The 17089-nt window shown below is 55.4% G+C and carries 20 protein-coding genes; 14 read left to right on the top strand and 6 right to left on the bottom strand.

Translation table 11 applies throughout. The annotated features are described in order from the left end of the window. Position 1: 1 nt before the first annotated feature. Together L1073_RS15590 and L1073_RS15585 are read left to right on the top strand one after the other, a co-directional pair. Positions 2-463 carry a DUF3465 domain-containing protein gene (locus L1073_RS15590; RefSeq protein ID WP_246900779.1) on the top strand — a complete coding sequence of 154 codons (462 nt, stop codon included), beginning with the start codon at positions 2-4 and terminating at the stop codon, positions 461-463. Between the two features lie 47 nt (positions 464-510). After that, positions 511-1104 carry a DUF4202 domain-containing protein gene (locus L1073_RS15585; RefSeq protein WP_246900777.1) on the top strand — a complete coding sequence of 198 codons (594 nt, stop codon included), beginning with the start codon at positions 511-513 and terminating at the stop codon, positions 1102-1104. 33 nt (positions 1105-1137) lie between these two features. Here the strand turns inward: L1073_RS15585 and epmB are convergent, their stop codons facing one another. Further along, positions 1138-2208, bottom strand: a complete 1071-nt coding sequence (gene epmB, locus L1073_RS15580; RefSeq protein WP_246900775.1) for an EF-P beta-lysylation protein EpmB — start codon at positions 2206-2208, stop codon at positions 1138-1140. 110 nt (positions 2209-2318) lie between these two features. On the opposite strand from epmB, the gene efp reads away from it, so the two are divergent. Further along, positions 2319-2885: an elongation factor P gene (gene efp, locus L1073_RS15575; RefSeq protein ID WP_246900774.1), complete on the top strand. Its 567-nt coding sequence runs from the start codon at positions 2319-2321 to the stop codon at positions 2883-2885. Positions 2886-3078: 193 nt separating this feature from the next. Then, the gene (gene epmA / locus L1073_RS15570) at positions 3079-4053 is read left to right on the top strand and encodes an EF-P lysine aminoacylase EpmA (protein ID WP_246900772.1); all 975 of its coding nucleotides are present in this window, start codon (positions 3079-3081) and stop codon (positions 4051-4053) included. A 170-nt stretch (positions 4054-4223) separates the two neighbouring features. Here epmA and asd read toward each other — a convergent pair whose 3' ends face one another. Then, positions 4224-5060 carry an archaetidylserine decarboxylase gene (asd, locus tag L1073_RS15565; RefSeq protein ID WP_246900771.1) on the bottom strand — a complete coding sequence of 279 codons (837 nt, stop codon included), beginning with the start codon at positions 5058-5060 and terminating at the stop codon, positions 4224-4226. Between the two features lie 225 nt (positions 5061-5285). Between asd and L1073_RS15560 the strand changes: the two genes are divergently transcribed. The 3 genes from L1073_RS15560 (at position 5286) to L1073_RS17385 (ending at position 7282) form a co-directional block, all read left to right on the top strand. Continuing rightward, a complete protein-coding gene (locus L1073_RS15560; RefSeq protein WP_246900769.1) occupies positions 5286-5609 on the top strand; it encodes a helix-turn-helix domain-containing transcriptional regulator in 324 nt (107 codons plus the stop codon). Positions 5610-6356: 747 nt separating this feature from the next. Continuing rightward, positions 6357-6956 (top strand): hypothetical protein, encoded by a 600-nt coding sequence (locus tag L1073_RS15555; protein ID WP_246900767.1) that lies wholly within the window; start codon positions 6357-6359, stop codon positions 6954-6956. Beyond that, on the top strand, positions 6875-7282 hold the full coding sequence (locus tag L1073_RS17385) for a LysO family transporter (protein WP_425531594.1): 408 nt from the start codon (positions 6875-6877) through the stop codon (positions 7280-7282). Before L1073_RS15555 ends, L1073_RS17385 begins: the two co-directional genes overlap by 82 nt. A 398-nt stretch (positions 7283-7680) precedes the next feature. Here the strand turns inward: L1073_RS17385 and L1073_RS15550 are convergent, their stop codons facing one another. Further along, positions 7681-8130 (bottom strand): nucleotide triphosphate diphosphatase NUDT15, encoded by a 450-nt coding sequence (locus L1073_RS15550; RefSeq protein ID WP_246900765.1) that lies wholly within the window; start codon positions 8128-8130, stop codon positions 7681-7683. Then, on the bottom strand, positions 8131-9390 hold the full coding sequence (locus L1073_RS15545) for an FAD-dependent oxidoreductase (protein WP_246900758.1): 1260 nt from the start codon (positions 9388-9390) through the stop codon (positions 8131-8133). A gap of 174 nt (positions 9391-9564) precedes the next feature. On the opposite strand from L1073_RS15545, the gene L1073_RS15540 reads away from it, so the two are divergent. From L1073_RS15540 to L1073_RS15520, 5 genes are all read left to right on the top strand, one after another. Continuing rightward, a complete protein-coding gene (locus L1073_RS15540) occupies positions 9565-9912 on the top strand; it encodes a TetR/AcrR family transcriptional regulator (RefSeq protein WP_246900756.1) in 348 nt (115 codons plus the stop codon). Between the two features lie 320 nt (positions 9913-10232). Next, positions 10233-11042, top strand: a complete 810-nt coding sequence (locus tag L1073_RS15535; protein ID WP_246900755.1) for a 2OG-Fe(II)-dependent halogenase WelO5 family protein — start codon at positions 10233-10235, stop codon at positions 11040-11042. A 50-nt stretch (positions 11043-11092) separates the two neighbouring features. Then, a complete protein-coding gene (locus tag L1073_RS15530; protein ID WP_246900753.1) occupies positions 11093-11707 on the top strand; it encodes a LysE family translocator in 615 nt (204 codons plus the stop codon). Positions 11708-11992: 285 nt separating this feature from the next. Next, a complete protein-coding gene (locus L1073_RS15525) occupies positions 11993-12640 on the top strand; it encodes an alanyl-tRNA editing protein (protein WP_246900752.1) in 648 nt (215 codons plus the stop codon). 126 nt (positions 12641-12766) lie between these two features. Next, positions 12767-13369: a LysE family translocator gene (locus tag L1073_RS15520; RefSeq protein WP_246900750.1), complete on the top strand. Its 603-nt coding sequence runs from the start codon at positions 12767-12769 to the stop codon at positions 13367-13369. Between the two features lie 280 nt (positions 13370-13649). On the opposite strand, the gene L1073_RS15515 is transcribed toward L1073_RS15520, so the two are convergent. Then, positions 13650-13910, bottom strand: a complete 261-nt coding sequence (locus tag L1073_RS15515) for an NUDIX hydrolase (protein WP_246900748.1) — start codon at positions 13908-13910, stop codon at positions 13650-13652. A gap of 189 nt (positions 13911-14099) precedes the next feature. Between L1073_RS15515 and L1073_RS15510 the strand changes: the two genes are divergently transcribed. After that, positions 14100-14693 carry a TetR/AcrR family transcriptional regulator gene (locus tag L1073_RS15510; protein WP_246900746.1) on the top strand — a complete coding sequence of 198 codons (594 nt, stop codon included), beginning with the start codon at positions 14100-14102 and terminating at the stop codon, positions 14691-14693. A gap of 10 nt (positions 14694-14703) precedes the next feature. Here L1073_RS15510 and L1073_RS15505 read toward each other — a convergent pair whose 3' ends face one another. Further along, on the bottom strand, positions 14704-15534 hold the full coding sequence (locus L1073_RS15505; protein WP_246900740.1) for a sulfurtransferase: 831 nt from the start codon (positions 15532-15534) through the stop codon (positions 14704-14706). Positions 15535-15718: 184 nt separating this feature from the next. Here L1073_RS15505 and L1073_RS15500 point away from each other — a divergent pair, with 184 nt between their 5' ends. Beyond that, positions 15719-17053 (top strand): NCS2 family permease, encoded by a 1335-nt coding sequence (locus L1073_RS15500; RefSeq protein WP_246900738.1) that lies wholly within the window; start codon positions 15719-15721, stop codon positions 17051-17053. Positions 17054-17089 lie beyond the last annotated feature (36 nt).

The following is a 17089-nucleotide window of genomic DNA, read 5'->3' as shown; positions in this document are numbered from 1 at the left end:
CATGAGCATGCGCCGTCGTGCGGTCATCCTCGGTCTGACGTTCGCGGCGGCGGTACTCGTGCTGGCCGGGGCGCTGGCGGTCCTGGCACCATCGGTTTCGGCACCGACGGCCGGCGAGGGGGCACGTTCAGGCGTCGTGACCCTGCGTGAGGCCTACCAGCAGCATCACAGCGGGCTTCAGGTCGAGGCGCGCGGCGAGGTGGACCACGTGCTGCCGGATGACGATGAAGGTAGCCGCCATCAGCGCTTCATTCTGCGCCTGGCGAGCGGCCAGACCGTGCTTATCGCACATAACATCGACTTGGCGCCTCGGCTCGAAGGGTTGCAAGCCGGGGACACGGTAGGCTTTTTCGGCGAGTACGAATGGAATTCTAAAGGCGGGGTCGTGCACTGGACGCATCGCGATCCCGGCGGCGATCATCCCGACGGCTGGTTGGAATATCATGGGCAGCGCTATTGGTAGTCTTGTGCCAGAAGACACGTCTAAACACGCATCGTAAGGAGGCCAGCATGCCCGAGAATACGCCCTTTCAGCGCGCAAAGACGGCGTTGGACGCGGCCCATGCCGAGGATCCAAAGCGCGCAATGACGGAAGAGGGCGGTGAACAACCCGCCGAGCTGCTCTATGCCCAGCGCATGAGCGACTGGCTGGCGCGGGTCGCTCCGGAGGCCTCGGAGCCGTTGCAGCTGGCGGTGCGCGCCCAGCATCTGAGACGCTGGGAAGTGCCGCGCGACGATTACCCGCGTGATCGTCCCAGCTATCTGGCCTGGCGGCGCGATCTCGGGCGTCGACAAGCGGCTCTGGCGGAGACGATCGTCCGCGAGGCAGGCTACGACGAGGCGGCGGTGGCGCATGTCGGTGCCTTGATCCGCAAGGAGAACCTCAAGCGTGACGCGGATACCCAAGCGCTGGAAGACACCGCTTGCCTGGTCTTCATGGCGCACTATTTCAGCGATTTCGCCCGCGAGCATGATGATGACAAGCTGGTGCGCATCGTCGCCAAGACCTGGCGCAAGATGTCGCCGCGTGGGCACGAGCTGGCGTCAGCGCTGACGCTGCCCGAACGAGAACGCGACATCGTGGCGCGCGCCTTGTCGGCGTGAAGTCGGTTGGCAGGCGGCAACCGTGAGAGTCATCTAGGCCAGCGGCGTCTTGCTGGCCTCCCCCGGAATCTCACGCACCAGGCGCGGCATCAGAAAGCCGGCGAGGTGGGCGCGTAGCGTCTCGACCAGCGATACCGCCTCGGCATCGGATACATCGAAATGCGCGGCTCCTTCGACGGGGTCGAGCACATGCAGGTAATAAGGCAGGATCCCCACATCGAAAAGCCGCTCGGAGAGCCGCGCGAGCGTCTCGACGTCGTCGTTGACACCGCGCAGCAGCACGCTCTGATTGAGCAGCGTGACGCCCGCGCCGCGTAGCCGCGCCATGGCGTCGGCGACGTGCGTGTCGATCTCGTTGGGGTGGTTGATGTGCACCACCATCACGGTCTGCAGCCGCGTGGCCGTCAGCCAGTCGAGCAGCGCGCCGTCGACGCGGTCGGGAATCACCACCGGCAGGCGCGTATGCAGACGCAAGCGCTTGAGATGGGGGATGTCCGCGAGGCGTTCGGCCAACCAGGCCAGGCGCCGGTCCGGCGAGGCCAGCGGGTCTCCACCGGAAAAAATGGCTTCGTTGATCGAGGTGTCCTGACGCAGGTAATCGAGCGTGGATTCCCACTGCGCGCGCGAGGGTGAATTCTCGGCGTAGGGGAAATGCCGACGAAAGCAGTAGCGACAATTGATGGCGCAGGCCGGGCTGGCGATCAGCAGCACGCGATTGCGATACTTGTGGATCAACCCCGGGCGCGGGCGGTGCTCGGCTTCCTCGAGAGGGTCGCCGACGAAACCGGCGACGCTGTCGCTTTCCCGCTCGAGGGGCAGCACCTGGCGCAGCAAGGGGTCGTCCGCATCGCCATGGTGAATGCGCGATAGATAGGCGTGCGGCACGCGCACCGGGAACAGCGTGTGCCCCTCCTCGGCGCCTGGCAGCCAGGCCGGATCGAGCCCCAGGTGGCGGCACAGTGCGCGCGGGTCGCGCACCGCGTCGCGCAACTGGGCTTGCCAATCCTGTGTGCCCTGACGCAGGGTCAAGGTGACGCCTTCGGAGGCGTCTTCGCCGTGCGTGGCATTTCCGCTCTGCAAAGCGGTGGGTGTTCGGGTTATCATGGGCGGCTATTTCCTATGGGCCTCGTGATGGCGGTGGTGTCATCCCATGACGAGGCGCATCGAGCAATCTGCGTAGCGCACGCTACGACGCATGCAACTAGCGAGGCATCATGGCGACGTATTCTACCAATGAATTCAAGGGCGGTCTGAAAGTCATGCTTGACGGGGATCCGTGCAGCATCCTCGAGAACGAGTTCGTCAAGCCGGGCAAGGGCCAGGCATTCAGCCGCGTCAAACTGCGCAATCTGATCACCGGGCGGGTCTGGGAGCGGACCTTCAAGTCCGGCGAGTCGCTGGAAGGTGCCGATGTGCTGGAACTGGACATGGAGTACCTCTACAGCGACGGCGACATGTGGCACTTCATGCGCACCGACGGCTCCTTCGAGCAGTATGCAGTCGACAAGAAGGCCATTGGCGATGTCGAGAAGTGGCTCAAGGAGCAGGTCGTCTACACCGTGACATTGTGGAACGACAACGCGATTGCCGTCTCGCCGCCCAACTTCATCGAGCTGGAAGTGGTCGAGACCGACCCCGGCCTCAAGGGTGATACCGCACAAGGTGGCTCCAAGCCGGCCACGCTGTCGTCCGGCGCCGTGGTGCGCGTGCCGTTGTTCATCAACGAAGGCGAAGTGCTCAAGGTGGATACGCGGACGGGCGAATACGTCTCGCGGGCCTAAACTGAGCTACGAGCTACGAGCTACGAGCTTCGAGCTTCGAGCTTCGAGCTTCGAGCTTCGAGCTTCGAGCTTCGAGCTTCGAGCTTCGAGCTTCGAGCTTCGAGCGAAAAATGCCAGCGTCGCTGGCATTTTTCGCTTAAGGGCAACACGCTGATTTTCGCGGCTCGCGGCCCGAGACTTAAGGGGAACCCCCATGCCTGACGACTGGCAGCCCACGGCGAGTATCGCGACGCTGCGCGAGCGGGCGCGGCTACTCGCGCGAGTGCGGGCGTTCTTTGCCGAGCGCGATGTGCTGGAGGTGGAAACCCCGGTGCTGGGCCATGGCGGCAGTACCGATCCGCATCTCGACTCGCTTGCGTTGACTGCGACGACGCCACAGGGCCGTGAGCGGCTCTGGCTGCAGACCTCGCCGGAATTCCACATGAAGCGCTTGCTAGCGGCGGGCAGCGGGTCGATCTTCCAGTTGGCGCGCAGCTTTCGCGACGGTGAAATCGGGCATCGTCACAATCTCGAATTCACCATGCTCGAGTGGTATCGCCCGGGCTTTTCGCTTTCCGCGCTGATCGACGAGACCCAGGCATTGATTCGCCACGTGCTGGGGCGCAACCCCGGGCCGTGTCGGCAACGCCGCTATCGCGAGCTGTTTCGCACCCAGTTGGGGCTCGACCCCTTCACTGTGTCGCTGACCACGCTATGCCAAGTTGCCGAGCGCGAGACCGGTATGGATCTTCACGATGCCGAGCGCGATGCGTGCCTGGACGCGTTGATGGCGTTTGTTATTGAGCCGCATCTCGGCCATGAGGGGTTGGAGGTGGTCATCGATTATCCCGCCAGTCAGGCGGCACTGGCGCGGCGTCATCCCGATCCCGAGGATGGCGCTGCCGTCGCCGCGCGCTTCGAGGTCTATTGGCAAGGGGTGGAGCTGGCCAATGGCTATGACGAACTCACCGACGCCGAGGAGCAGGCCGCGCGCTTTGCCGAGGATAATCGAGAACGCCAGCGGCTAGGGCACAGCGAGGTGGATGTCGATGTCCGCCTGCTGGCGGCGCTCGAGGCCGGCATGCCATCCGGTAGTGGCGTGGCGCTGGGGCTCGATCGCCTGATTCAACTGGCGCTGGGGAAGGCGAGTGTGGCGGAGGTGATGGCGTTTGCCACGCCACGCTGCTAGTGCCCCGTTATTCCAGCACCGTGCTACTGGGGAACACGGCCTTAACGCGGCAAGTCGCCGCGAGGGCGCTGTAACCTCTCCCTGGGCGCTACTTTTTGCCATCCCTGGCAAAAAGACCCTCGCTTCGCCTTGCCCCGCCAGGCATGGGGACTTTGTCTCGGCACACGGGCCTAGGAAGCGAGGGACTGCCCCATGCTGACCACCAGGCCGTCGGTGCAGATGTCGCGAAACGCAACGTCATGGCCGAAGCACATCACCACGGTGGAGCCGAGCTTGAAGCGGCCCATTTCCTGACCCTTCTCGATCACGATGGGCTCGTCGAAGCGAGTCGTCTGTACGCGGCCGCTGAGCGGCGTGATCTGGCCGGCCCACACCGTCTCGATGGCGGCGACGATCATCGCGCCCACCAATACCATTGCCAACGGGCCGTGCTCGGTGTCGAACAGGCAGACCAGGCGCTCGTTGCGGGCGAAGAGCCCCGGCACATGATTGGCAGTGGCCTGATTGACCGAGAACAGCCGTCCCGGCACGTAGATCATTTCGCGCAGGGTACCTGTCACCGGCATGTGCACGCGATGATAGTCGCGCGGCGAGAGATAGACCGTGGCGAAGTGGCCCTCCCGAAAGGGCGCGGCGCGATGCGTATCGCCTCCCAACAAGGCGGTCAGCGAATAGGTATGCCCCTTGGCCTGGACGAGAGTGCCGTTATCGATGGCACCGAACTGCGACAATGTGCCATCGGCGGGGGAGACGATGCCCTCGCCGATGGGCCGCGCCTCGGGGGAGAGCGCACGGGTGAAGAAGTCGTTGAAGCAGGCGTAGGCCTCGGGATCGCTGTCGACGGCTTGGCTCATATCGACATCGAAGGTACGAATGAAACGCTGAATGAGCAGGTCCTTGAGCCACGGCGTACGGCTCTCGGCAAGCTTGCCCACCCCACGTGAAATCAGGTGATGGGGCAGGGGATGTTGAATTCTGGCGAAGAGTTCGTCGCGATCCACGGGCATATCCACGGCAATGGAGGAGAACTCGCCACATTAGTGGCAGCGGTGCAGTGGTGCAATAGCAAGGCTACGGCGAGCTGATGTAAGCTGGGTTCTCCAATGCCGCTTCAACTCCGTCATGAGCTTTGATATATGGTAACTTATAAGTTACTTTTATAGACAATGCCAAGGCACTGCGCGACGAATACAGACGGCGCAAGCGCCAGGCGAAGAAAGGAGGGAAGTGAGATGGCGCTGACCCGCGATTTCAAGACGACTATCGGCGCTCGCGTCGAGCGTGATCCAGCGTTCACGAAAGCCATGCTGGATGAGGCTGTCACACTGTTTCTAAATGGCGAGCCTGACACCGCTCGCTTGATATTGCGCGACCTGGTCAATGCGACCCTGGGATTCGAAGCGCTGGCCAAAGAAACTGGCAAGCCGAGCAAGAGTCTGCATCGCATGCTGTCTCCGTCAGGCAATCCTGGCATGGACAACCTGTCCGCGATCATCGGTGCTTTGCGCAAAACATTGAGTATCAATCTGAAGGTTCAAACGGTCAGCGTGGCATGAAAGCGCCATGTTAGGTGAAAGTAACGCTAACGCACCCGGCGGCGCTCTCGGCCATCTTGATCTAGCCCCGTCCTGTTTGCCTGCCGCTTCCACATCTCGCCCCGCGTACTGAACAACGAACTGAATACCTTTCAGTAAAAGACCCCCAGGCCCAGGCGCTCGCCCTTGAGCCTCATAGTCTGCCTTCTCCCTATGCTTCATCCTCGACTTTCGGTGGGCTCTGCCCGCCAACTCTCCTCCTTTACCAAGACAACATGACGCTAGCTACTGGTAAGATACTTTGAAATAAAAACCTTTAAATTCAAAGGCTTGTTGTAAGTAGGGTGGAGTGTAGAAATTCGGGGTTGATCCGAGAAGCGTTCAGATAATATAGTTGTTAAACGAATCGTACCGTTTCAAAAATAGTGCGGTAGCGCTTTGATTGGTAAAGATGAGGCGGCGCCAGCAAGGCTCTGGGTTGAGTGCTGGCGCATCGCTTGGTGGTAGCGACGGATCAATGATGCGATCGAATATATCGATCTCTGTATTTCTGCTCGGACTGCGTGCGCGGTCTTGGAGAGTTGATGAAGAATATGAGCCATGCATTCTCTGATAGTGGCTCGTAAGATGGGCCACCACAATGAGTTCAAATTTTAACCTAAAGCCTAGGCCTGCAGAGTCTATTGTAAGAGCCTCGGGGAAAGTCGAAATGATAAGGCGAGCTGAAGGATTCGATGATATTATGACAGGTATAGTCGAAGGTGATGTATGTTAATTTCCATCTATAGCATATTACCTATATTAGTTGCATTTATTGCTGGATTTAATAGTAAATTCTTGGTCAGAAAGGTGGGTGGCAATTGCATCGATCGTGTTAGTGATATTTCTCTCTATAGCCTATTGTTGCTAATGGGATTCTCGATTGGAAGCATTCCTGATGTTGTCGATTCGCTATTGGAGGTGGGTTACAGTGCTTCGTTGATTGCTATATTTACATCGTTTTTTATAGCAGTTGGTTTGTTTTTAGTTACATCTAAAAATAACATCAGGAGAGGGAGTGGTAATGGTTATAAAATATCTTTTTATAATTTTAAATCTTATATCTCAGACCCGGTAAAGTTGATAGGGTTGGTTGGTATAGGTTTTTTTCTCGGCAATATGAATTGGATAGAATGGGAAGGGGTTGATCACGCTATTTCTATTCTCCTTTACGTGCTAATATTTTTGATTGCATTAAAGCTGGCTGTAGCTGGTACAAACTTCAAAGCCATCTTCCTTAATCGTAAATATTTTTTGGTAACTTTTTTAACTGTAATTCTTTCATATGGGGGGCTTTTGCTGCAAGCTTTTTTGTACCCCTGTCATTAAGCCAAACCTTTGCAATAAGCTCAGGTTTTGGCTGGTATACTTTATCTGGAATTCTTTTAACTCAACTTGGAGATCCTCTGTTAGGTTCAATAGCTTTTACAAGTGATTTGATAAGAGAGCTTTTCGCATTGCTGTTATTGCCAATGTTCGCAAGAATTGGAGGCGGAAACGTAGCTATTGGAGTGGCAGGAGCGACAGCGATGGATGTTACATTGCCAGTTATAGAAAAACATTGCGGCTCTAGTTATGTGCCTTTGGCTTTGCTCTCGGGTGGAATAATAACAATGTTGGTTCCTTTCCTGATCCCATTCTTTTATTCATTTTGAGTATCTGCTAATGAATGGTCGGGGTTCTACCCGACCTTGTATTGGTTGGATATCATCGCATTATGAGTTTATTGATTTTTCATCAATGGTGCCATCAATATAAGAAAAATTATGAATGTTTTCGAAAGTTTGAGTTGAGTATGGGCGACCCTCCAATCAGCAGGCTGATAAACAGGTGGCAGCTGATGCTTTGGAAAGCATGAGTAGAGCGATAAAAATGGAGCTTTGTTGATTAAATGTGGCACTTTGAAAAGGAAGTTTACAGAGGATAGAAAATATTGATGTCCCACATCTATTTGAAATTCGATGACTAGCTATCCCATGAATTACAGAGCGGTACTTCTTGCAGTAGTGGGAAACCGCCAGTTAGACGACCAGGCTGCCAGGATTTATAAGGTTTATAGGACGCTGTAAGCGTGCCATCCCTCTGGGCATGGACTCCCCTGCCATAGGCTGATCACGGCATCGCTTGCCGGGAATAGTGGCGTGGGAAGGTCTGAGGGCGAAAACCACGCCCAGCGGGCGAAGACATCCGGTTCGGTCACTTGCGGTTCGGCGAGGTTATCGTCGAGAGAAATCCGCGCCGCGCCGGTGATCGTCGTGCGGCGAGCGGTCAGTTGTTGCAGGATTGCGAGGATGGCGACTGGCCGTTGCGTGATAATACCGGTTTCTTCGTGAAGTTCGCGCAGGGCGGCGGTCTCGAATGTTTCACCGGGTTCGACGTGGCCGCCCGGCAAACACCAACTGGGGGTTTCACCGGTCTTGATCCGGTAGCCGAGCAGGAGACTGCTATCGGCACGAGTGACGATGACACCGACGCCGACTCTTGAAGAAACAGGCGAAGACATTCAGGAATATTCCTCAAGTGTTTCCAGCACGGAGCTGGCTGCGTAGTGGCCACTGATGAAGGCCGCCACGATACCACGAAATAAGCCGCAGGCGTCGCCGACGACCCAGGTGGGGCGACCGGGGATGCGTAACGTGCCATCGACTTCCGGGTACCAGCCGATCCCTTCTAGGGTTGGGCCGATCAGTTTTGTCTCGTTATGCTCGATGGCCGGGAAGCTGTGAATGAGTTGCTGCAAGCCCTGTAGCATGGCTTGGGCCACCTCCTTGCCGTAAATGGCGTTCATCGTTGATGTGGCGCCTTTTTGGCCATTGAGCCATGCCTTGAGCGGGATCTCATAATAAGCGCTGGGTTCACGTAGGGCAGTTCCGATTGTTTCGATGGTCCGTCTTGCCAACCCTTCATCGAGGATGCGCGTGTTGAAGCCGACATTGGATCGTTGCGAGGGCGGGCCATCGGAATGCCCGGAAACCGTCCACAACCCTTGTGTCTGCGTGAGCACGGTCCGGCCATTGCGGCAGGCACAGAAGGTCCGCCATTCGAGGGCATCGGTCTCGGCACGTAGTGTCAACTTGGGATCCAGGTTGGAAATGGATTGAAAGAATGCCAATTCGCTGGGTTGTTCGATGCGAAACCCGACTTCCAGCCGGCGGAAGGTCTTCTTGATGTCATCATCGAGCTCGAAAGCGCCAAAACGTCCGGTTGCCCAGATCAATGTTTGGCTAACGATTTCGTAATACTGTCGAGTGTTTTGCAGTCCCAGATGGTGTCGTTTCGTCGATGTGTCATATCGATAACTTGTCAGGCGAGTCCTGGAGGCGATGTCGGCGTCGAGCCCGCTCACCAGGCCGAATACCATCTCCAGGCGCGCTTCTAGTGAAAGATAGTTGGAAGGGTAGCTCTTGAGCACCCAGTCGCCGACACCCGTGGTATAGGCATTGGCATCGGCCGGAAAGGGTGGGGTGTCCAGGCCATAGGCGTTGAGTAGGCCACAGGTCCACGTATAGGCGTCATGCAACGCTTCACGCCTGGGTAGGTGCCACAGGTGGGTCGCGGAAGGGAAGAACGAGAACTTCCCATCCGAATACAGCCCGGCCCCACCATGCCCCTGTGTCAGTTCGGCCTCTGCTGTCTTGTCTCGCTCGGTGATCGCGTGGCCCTGGTCGATGATAATGACCCGGTGCCCTCGACGGGAGAGTCTTTGCGCGGCGGCCAAGCCTGCCGGGCCGGCGCCGATGATGGCAACATCGTAGTTCTGCATGATAAAGGATCTCGGCTAGCTAGGCGGCGTCATGAGCCCCGCAAAGACGTGTAATGGTCGTTGCAAAGCGTGGCATGGTATCGTTGGGTAGCTTATATAAGGGTCGATACGAACCGTTTCGTATTATGAAATAACCCTAATCTTCTTGAGTGGCTTTTGGCAAGGGTATCCGCAATGTCTTCCGTTTCATCTCCGCGACCGGGGCGGCCGCGTAGTGCTTCTGCAGCTCCCAAGGCCATGCGGGCCGCGTTGGACCTGGCGCTCGAAGGAGGCCTGCCGCATGCCACCGTCGAGCGTATCTCCGCCGTGTCGGGGGTGGCCAAGTCGACCCTCTACCGGCGCTGGCCGAATGCCCCGGCGATCGTCATGGATGCCTTCTTCGAGGAGGTAGGGCCGATGATCGCCTATGATATGCAACTGCCCATCCACGATAACTTCTGCCAGAGCGTTGGCGCATTGGTGGAGGCCCTGGAAAGGGCCGCGCGGGCAGTTGCTGCGGGTGCTGCCCGCCAGTTCGGCTGACAGCATTACGCTAGATTGGGGCGGCTTGTCTGACATAAAAATGTTTTAAATTCAGAATCTTGTGTCAGCCATTTCGGAGCGTGGAGATTCGGGGTTGATCCACGATTAGTTGAGTACTAATATTTATTGATACGATTCGATTCGTATCTTAAATTGAAGTAAAGCTCATGCTTGGTGAAGGGGGGCACTGGCGAGACTCTGGATGAGTGCTGATGTATCGCTCGGCGTTAGCGTGGTTTGGGTTTACCCGATGTATCAACAAGATAGCAACATGAACGTTATCTATTTAACTTTTACCTACAGGTTTTAGGAGATGAAGAATGGTGATTGATTCTGGCACACCGACTCCTGTTCATACTCTCTTTGAGCCGATATGTAATGAGCAGTTAGAGAAAGGAGACCTGATCAGGGTGGCAACTGGGACGGCATCTGTATTGCGAGTAAGAAATTTTTTTGGCTATGACTTGTGCAGCGCAATTAGCACCAATCTAAAAAATGCTGAACTTGGTGCTTATGATGAGAAGGTGGTAACGCCACGCATAGCTAAGTTAGGCCCAGCTGTCTATGACTACTATTTAGATGCTAGGCTTGGTGAAGCTTACTGGCAGCATCGAGACCAATCTAATGATCAGCGAGCCCGCCTCTTAGAAACTGGCGATCCACTAGATATTGCGGTTAGAGTTTTATCTAAAGCTTGGGGGGGTCCGGTAGAAAAGGCAACAATCGGAGGAGAAAAGCTTTTTGCCGGTATGATTCGTGAGATAAATAGCAGTGCGCGTATTCATTTCGATGAAATTGAAAGAGAACTGCCAGGCAGTCTAGATTGCTCCCCACTGGTTCAACTGGCTTTTAACTGTTTTATAGACATGCCCCGAGAAGGTGGTGAGGTAACAGTTTTTCGCCGTAAGTGGCTCCCGAATGATGAGAATCATCGTGATGGATATGGTTATTCAGAACGCTTAGTAGAAAATGAGCCTGCCATCTCCATTCGGCCTGAAATAGGAGATGCCATTTTCTTTGATCCAAGAAACTACCATAGAGTTGAATCTAACAGAAGTGAAGGGAGAAGGATAACGCTGTCGTTCTTTGTCGGGATTAACGCCAATGGAAGTTTAATGATATGGTCTTGAGTAAAGCGGCTACATGATGGTGTGGTTTTTTTTGAAAATGAGTTCGCATAATGTTCGCTGATATGATCAATTGGGCCCTGGTTATGGTGCTTCCGGGGCCCGATGTTGTAGCAATCGCTTCGAGTACGATTAGATATGGTCGCAGTGCCGGTTTTAGAGCTGCCGCTGGCGTTACTCTTGGAGTAGCAATCTGGTCCTTGCTTTCAATGATTGGAGTTACGGCAACCTTAAATGCTGCCCCTGTTCTTAGAGATATCCTGCCTATCATAGGCGCTTTAGTTCTTATTGGTCTGGGACTTTTCAATCTTTTTAAAAGCATTCCTGTGGATAACATTGCGAATGATAAAGACGAGGTTTCTCGTGCCTATGCACATAGCCTGCCTAATGCATTTAGATATGGGTTGCTTACTAACATTTCGAATCCGAAGGCTCTTGTTTTTTTTACAGCAATTTTTACTCCAATGATGGCGGGCTACAGCGGAGTAGTGAATAAAGTGTTTTTCTTCTTAATACTTCTTCTTGTTAGCTTTTTAGTCTTTAATGCTATGGTGGTGATGTTTGGTCTTTTTTCTTCAAGCAAATTATTCAATAATAAGTTTTTTGATGTTGCTCCTGGTGTTGTTTTTATTTTTATTGGAGGGTATTATTGTGTGGTTCTTTTGTAAGTTAATCCGATTTATCGCTTGAGTTGTAATTAGTGATGCGATGGGCTTAGGCTGGTCTTGTCATCTTGTATGATGGTTTTTTTGTTGTAATTTTAATGCTATTTGCTTGTCGGTATGGAGGTGATTGTTTTTTTGAATGAAGTTTCATTAGTAGTGGTTGTTGGTTGGCGGCGCTCTATTCGGATCTGTTGATAATGATATGGTAGTGGGCCACTTTAAGGTTTGTAAGTTTAAGGTGAAGTGAGTTTTATTCTATGTAAAGATTAAATCTTTGAGAGGAGTGTTATGACTATACGGCGTTATCTTGAAGATTCAGCTCTGACCGGTGAAGTCACGATCACCTCGGTCGTAACCGGCGAAAAGACAATTATCAGAACGTCCGAAACCTGGTTCCATCCCCAGGGAGGAGGCCAAAGAGGGGATAGGGGAATGATCGGAGATGTGCAGGTTCTCGATACCCGTTTTGCATCGGATGGGGAAATCGATCATATTGTCAGCGATGCGGGTCGAATCCAGCCTGGTATGAGACTTCCTTTTGCCATCGATGAAGAGCAGCGCATGATCAACATGCGCATGCATAGTGCCGGCCACCTCATTGCGGGAGTCGTCGAAGTCCGTTTTCCTGGCCTGATAGCGGTTTCAGGCCATCACTGGCCAGGGGAAGGCCGCGTCGAGTTTCGAGAAGAAGAACAAACCGACATTACGCAGGCCGAGGTGGAGCGTTTGGTTCGCGAGGCAATAGCAGCCGACCTAGAAGTCGCTATTAAAGGCGACCCTTATACCAATCGTGTCTGTTCCATCGATACGTACCGCCCCATTCCATGTGGCGGTACGCACGTTGGTTCAACGTCAGAGCTTGGTAATATTGAAATAAAAGGAATCAAGAGGAAGAAAGGAAAACTCAGGATTGGGTACGATATTCTTGGGCGCTGATCTTTGTGCATCGCAAAAATAAGTAGTGGGGGCATCACGAAGCTGCTAAGCTCTTTTAGTCATTTAAATGCATGTATTGGTTCCATTGATGAGTATCTTTACCGCCAAGTATAAAGGAAACGCCTCATGACCTCGCTGTTAACGCTGACTCCTATTTTTGGGCTTCTCTTTGCATCACTTATCACACCAGGGCCCAATAATTTTATAGTGCTGTTTGCTGCTAAGAAACACGGGTTGGGGTTCGTCGCGAAACCAATTAGCGGTATCATTTTGGGTGGAGTGACTGTCATTATTTTGACATTGCTTGGGTTAGACAAAATAGTCCATGCTTATCCCATCGTAAGAAAAGTCATGGTTATTGTTGGTGGCGGTTATCTTCTATATATAGGGTCCCTTATGTTTCGAGAAACAGGTTCGACACCTGAAGTTTATAACTCATATGGATTCTTCAGCCTTGCATTATTTCAGATTATTAATGTCAAGACATGGGTGATGGCTGTCACAGTATCCTCCTCCGCTATAACCGTCCTGAATATATGGCAAGCCGTCGTCGTTGTTTCTGCCATGTTGGTTGCCTTGGGGTATGTTTGTTTATATTTTTGGGCCTCTTTTGGTAGGCTGGTTGATCATTTGTTGAGTTCTGAGAAGGCGAGAAAAACAGTTAACCAAGTGTTAGGGGGTGTATTGATGGTGTCGTCTGTATGGCTTGTGGTGTCAGAAATTATTTAATTGAGGTTGTGTAAATATTGTGCGCTTTAATCCGATATAGAAAGCTGAGCGGAATGAAAGGCTTTGCGAATCGGAGGCAGTCTTTTCTGATGGGTTGCGGGCTTATGGCGCTGATGACACCTGGATAGCGTCGCTCATATTGTTCCCCTAATGACTTTACTTATATCCTTTAAAACTTTGAGGTAGGCCGCTTCACATATACAATTCAGTCTTGCTGCAGTAGTGCCAAATTAATTACCAAGGCAGTCGAGCAGACGATATGGTATTGCTTTTATGGCGTTCACAGAATGCTATAAGCGTGCCATCCCTCAGGACCGGGAATACCCTTCCATAGGCTGAACACGGCATCGCTTGCCGGGAATAGTGGCGTGGGGAGGTCTAGGGGCGGAAACCACGCCCATCGGGAGAAGACATCCGGCTCGGTCACTTGCGGTTCGCTGGGTGTTTTACCGGTCTTGATCCGGTAACCGAGCAGGAGATTGCCATCGGCACGAGTGACGATGGCACCTACGCCGACTCTTGAAGAAACAGGCGAAGACATTCAGGAATACTCCTCAAGTGTTTCCAGCACGGAGCTAGGCGGCGTCATGATCCCCGCAAAGACGTACATTGGCCGTTGCAAAGCGTGTCGTGGTATCGTTGGGCAGCCTATATAAGGCTCGATACGAATCGTTTCGTATTATGAAGTAACCCTAATCTTCTTAAGTGGCTTTTGGCAAGGGTGTCAGCAATGTCTTCAGTTTCCTCTCGACCGGGGCGGCCGCGCAGTACCTCGGCAGCCCCGAAGGCCATGCGGGCCGCGTTGGACCTGGCGCTCGAAGGAGGCCTGCCGCATGCCACCGTCGAGCGTATCTCCGCCGTGTCGGGGGTGGCCAAGTCGACCCTCTACCGGCGCTGGCCGAATGCCCCGGCGATCGTCATGGATGCCTTCTTCGAGGAGGTAGGGCCGATGATCGCCTATGATATGCAACTGCCCATCCACGATAACTTCTGCCAGAGCGTTGGTGCATTGGTGGAGGCCCTGAAAGGGCCGCGTGGGCAGTTGCTGCGGGAGTTGCTGGGGACTGCACAGGCCGAACCCGACCTGCGCGAGGCGTTCGTGGAACGCTGGATCGCGCCCAGGCGCCGTATGGGACAAGAGGCCATCGAGTCGGCCATCGCGCGAGGCGAATTGCGACCGGAAGTCGACCCTGGATTGGCTCTGGATCTTATTTACGGTGCGGTTTACTACCACCTGACGGTGTCGTTCACCGACATCGACCAGCGCTATATTGCCGCGTTGGTGGATCGGGTGCTGGGTCCCTATCTAACTGCCCGAACATGATATCTGTCGGCTACTTTTCTATCGGCGTATCGTCGCGGTTGCCCCATTCCTGCCATGAACCGGGGTAGGCGCGCATCTTCTCGAAGCCTAAAGCCTTGCCCACCAGCCAGGTGAAGCCGCTGCGATGGTGGCTCTGGCAGTGGGTGACGATCTCTTTATCCGGCGTCAGACCTTTGGCCTCGAGCTCGGCGATGAGTTCGGCGTAATCGCGCAGGCGCAGGTGGCGTTCGGGGTCCATGGCATCCGTCCACTCGAAATTGACGGCGCCGGGAATATGCCCCATATGGGCGTTCTTGCCTTTTTCGCCGCGATATTCGTCCGGCGAGCGGGCATCCCAGACCGCGAGTTCACGTTCATCCAGGCGGTCGATGAGTTCCTCGCGTTCGATCAACACTTGAGGGTGGAGAAATTCTGCCTGGTAATCGCTGGGCGTGGGCGTGTTTGGTTCGCGCTCGACGCGTTGCCCGTCGCCGCGCCAGGCATGAATGCCGCCGTTGAGATAGGAATAGCGGGTGTGGCCGATGAGCTCCAGCGTCCATAGCAGGCGCCCGGCCCAGCCGCCGCCTTCGTCATCATAGGCGATGACGTGGGTGTCGCGGGTCAGGCCGAGTTCGGAAAACAGCGTGGAAAGCGCTTCTTCGTCGGGGATGTCGTTGGGTACCGGGCCATCGCCCGCGAGCAGGCGGCGGTGATCGAGAAACACCGCGCCGGGCACGTGGCTGTCGGTGTAGCTGTCGGCCTTGAGCGGTACATCGACGATCAATAGTTCGGGGGCGCCTAGATGTTCGGCGAGTTGTTCGGGCTCGACGATCAGCGGCAACAGATTGTCTTCGGAACGCATGGTCTTCTCCCGCGTGGACGAGGGGCACGTGAATGCTTGTCAGATCATGGCACAGCCCGGAGGCCTTGTGCAGCCATGACGTGATGGGCATTTTTCAGACAAGGCTTGGGGATGAGCATGAGGGCCGAGATTGGCTATACTGCGCGACGTCTCATCCCAACCCAACCTGTGTGGAGAACGCGACGTGTTCGAACGACTTTTCGGCATCCGGGCCCAGGGGAGCACCCCGCGCACCGAGATCCTGGCGGGGATCGCGACCTTCCTGGCCTCGATGTACATCATCGTCGTCAATCCGACGGTGCTGAGCGATGCCGGCGTACCCTTTTCCAGTGCCTTGACCGCCACCGTGCTGGTCAGTTTCTTCGGCAGTGTGATGATGGGATTTTACGCCAAGAACCCCATCCTGGTAGCGCCCGGCATGGGCATCAACGCGCTGTTCGCCTACACCATGGTATTGGGGGCGGGCATGGAATGGCAGACCGCGCTGGGCTGCGTGTTCTGGGCCGGGGTCATCTTTGCGCTGCTGGCGGCGTTCAATGCGCGCCAGTTGGTGATCGATGCGATCCCGGCGCAATTGCGGTACGCCATTGCCTGCGGCATCGGGTTGTTCATTACCACCATCGGCCTGGTCAACGCGCAGTTCATCGTGCCGAACCCGGTTACCGTGGTGGGCATGGCCTCGCTCGATCCGGTGCTGGTGACGTTTCTCATCGGCTTCGCGGCCACCGCCTGGCTGGTGGTGCGCAACGTGCCCGGTGCGCTGATTCTAGGGATCGTCTTCACCACGTTGGCCAGCGTGCCGATCGGCCGCCTGTGGGGCGACGGCAGTCGTTACTTTCCCGAGGATATGGCGTCGTCGACGCTGGTCAACTTCAACGGGATCTTCGCCATGCCGGATCTCAGTGGTTTGATGGCGCTCGATCTATGGGGATCATTATCGGTGGCCTACTGGCCGTTCATCTTCGTGTTGCTGTTCACGACCTTCTTCGATGCGCTATCGACCTTCATGGGGGTCTCCGAGGCGGGTAACCTGAAGGATGCCGATGGCAATCCGCGCAACATTCGTCGTTCGATGATCGTCGATGCCAGCGCCGCGCTGATCTCCGGGCCGCTGGGGACCAGCCCGGCCAATGCCTATGTGGAATCCGCCGCAGGGATCAGCCAGGGCGGTCGTACCGGGCTCGTCGCGGTGGTCGTGGCGGTGTTGTTCCTACCGTTTCTGTTTCTCTCGCCGCTGCTGTCGCTGGTGCCGGCGATTGCCACGGCGCCGGCCCTGATTCTGGTCGGGGTGTTCATGATGGACCCCATTCGCAAGATCCATTGGCATCAGTTCGACGACGCCATTCCGGCCTTCGTCGCCATGGTGCTGATTCCCTTTACCTATTCGATCACGCATGGGATCGCCTTCGGCTTTTTGACGTTCGTGATCGTCAAGCTGGCGGTGGGCAAGACCCAGGAAATCAAGCCCACCATGTGGGTGTTGGCCGCGCTCTCGTTGTTGCTGATGTTCGAAGGCTGAACGGGATGTGCCGGTGCCGGCGTCCTTGCTTGCACC

The organism is Chromohalobacter nigrandesensis, from assembly GCF_023061285.1.
In the GTDB taxonomy this organism is placed as follows: Bacteria; Pseudomonadota; Gammaproteobacteria; order Pseudomonadales; family Halomonadaceae; genus Chromohalobacter; species Chromohalobacter nigrandesensis.
This window is presented reverse-complemented; position numbering and strand designations above follow the sequence as displayed.

What these genes read in the sequence shown, in the direction of transcription:
- L1073_RS15590 (WP_246900779.1), top strand. Translation starts at nt 2, where the DNA reads ATGAGCATGCGCCGTCGTGCGGTCATCCTCGGTCTGACGTTCGCGGCG.
- L1073_RS15585 (WP_246900777.1), top strand. Translation starts at nt 511, where the DNA reads ATGCCCGAGAATACGCCCTTTCAGCGCGCAAAGACGGCGTTGGACGCG.
- epmB (WP_246900775.1), bottom strand. Translation starts at nt 2,208, where the DNA reads ATGATAACCCGAACACCCACCGCTTTGCAGAGCGGAAATGCCACGCAC.
- efp (WP_246900774.1), top strand. Translation starts at nt 2,319, where the DNA reads ATGGCGACGTATTCTACCAATGAATTCAAGGGCGGTCTGAAAGTCATG.
- epmA (WP_246900772.1), top strand. Translation starts at nt 3,079, where the DNA reads ATGCCTGACGACTGGCAGCCCACGGCGAGTATCGCGACGCTGCGCGAG.
- asd (WP_246900771.1), bottom strand. Translation starts at nt 5,060, where the DNA reads ATGCCCGTGGATCGCGACGAACTCTTCGCCAGAATTCAACATCCCCTG.
- L1073_RS15560 (WP_246900769.1), top strand. Translation starts at nt 5,286, where the DNA reads ATGGCGCTGACCCGCGATTTCAAGACGACTATCGGCGCTCGCGTCGAG.
- L1073_RS15555 (WP_246900767.1), top strand. Translation starts at nt 6,357, where the DNA reads ATGTTAATTTCCATCTATAGCATATTACCTATATTAGTTGCATTTATT.
- L1073_RS15550 (WP_246900765.1), bottom strand. Translation starts at nt 8,130, where the DNA reads ATGTCTTCGCCTGTTTCTTCAAGAGTCGGCGTCGGTGTCATCGTCACT.
- L1073_RS15545 (WP_246900758.1), bottom strand. Translation starts at nt 9,390, where the DNA reads ATGCAGAACTACGATGTTGCCATCATCGGCGCCGGCCCGGCAGGCTTG.
- L1073_RS15540 (WP_246900756.1), top strand. Translation starts at nt 9,565, where the DNA reads ATGTCTTCCGTTTCATCTCCGCGACCGGGGCGGCCGCGTAGTGCTTCT.
- L1073_RS15535 (WP_246900755.1), top strand. Translation starts at nt 10,233, where the DNA reads ATGGTGATTGATTCTGGCACACCGACTCCTGTTCATACTCTCTTTGAG.
- L1073_RS15530 (WP_246900753.1), top strand. Translation starts at nt 11,093, where the DNA reads ATGTTCGCTGATATGATCAATTGGGCCCTGGTTATGGTGCTTCCGGGG.
- L1073_RS15525 (WP_246900752.1), top strand. Translation starts at nt 11,993, where the DNA reads ATGACTATACGGCGTTATCTTGAAGATTCAGCTCTGACCGGTGAAGTC.
- L1073_RS15520 (WP_246900750.1), top strand. Translation starts at nt 12,767, where the DNA reads ATGACCTCGCTGTTAACGCTGACTCCTATTTTTGGGCTTCTCTTTGCA.
- L1073_RS15515 (WP_246900748.1), bottom strand. Translation starts at nt 13,910, where the DNA reads ATGTCTTCGCCTGTTTCTTCAAGAGTCGGCGTAGGTGCCATCGTCACT.
- L1073_RS15510 (WP_246900746.1), top strand. Translation starts at nt 14,100, where the DNA reads ATGTCTTCAGTTTCCTCTCGACCGGGGCGGCCGCGCAGTACCTCGGCA.
- L1073_RS15505 (WP_246900740.1), bottom strand. Translation starts at nt 15,534, where the DNA reads ATGCGTTCCGAAGACAATCTGTTGCCGCTGATCGTCGAGCCCGAACAA.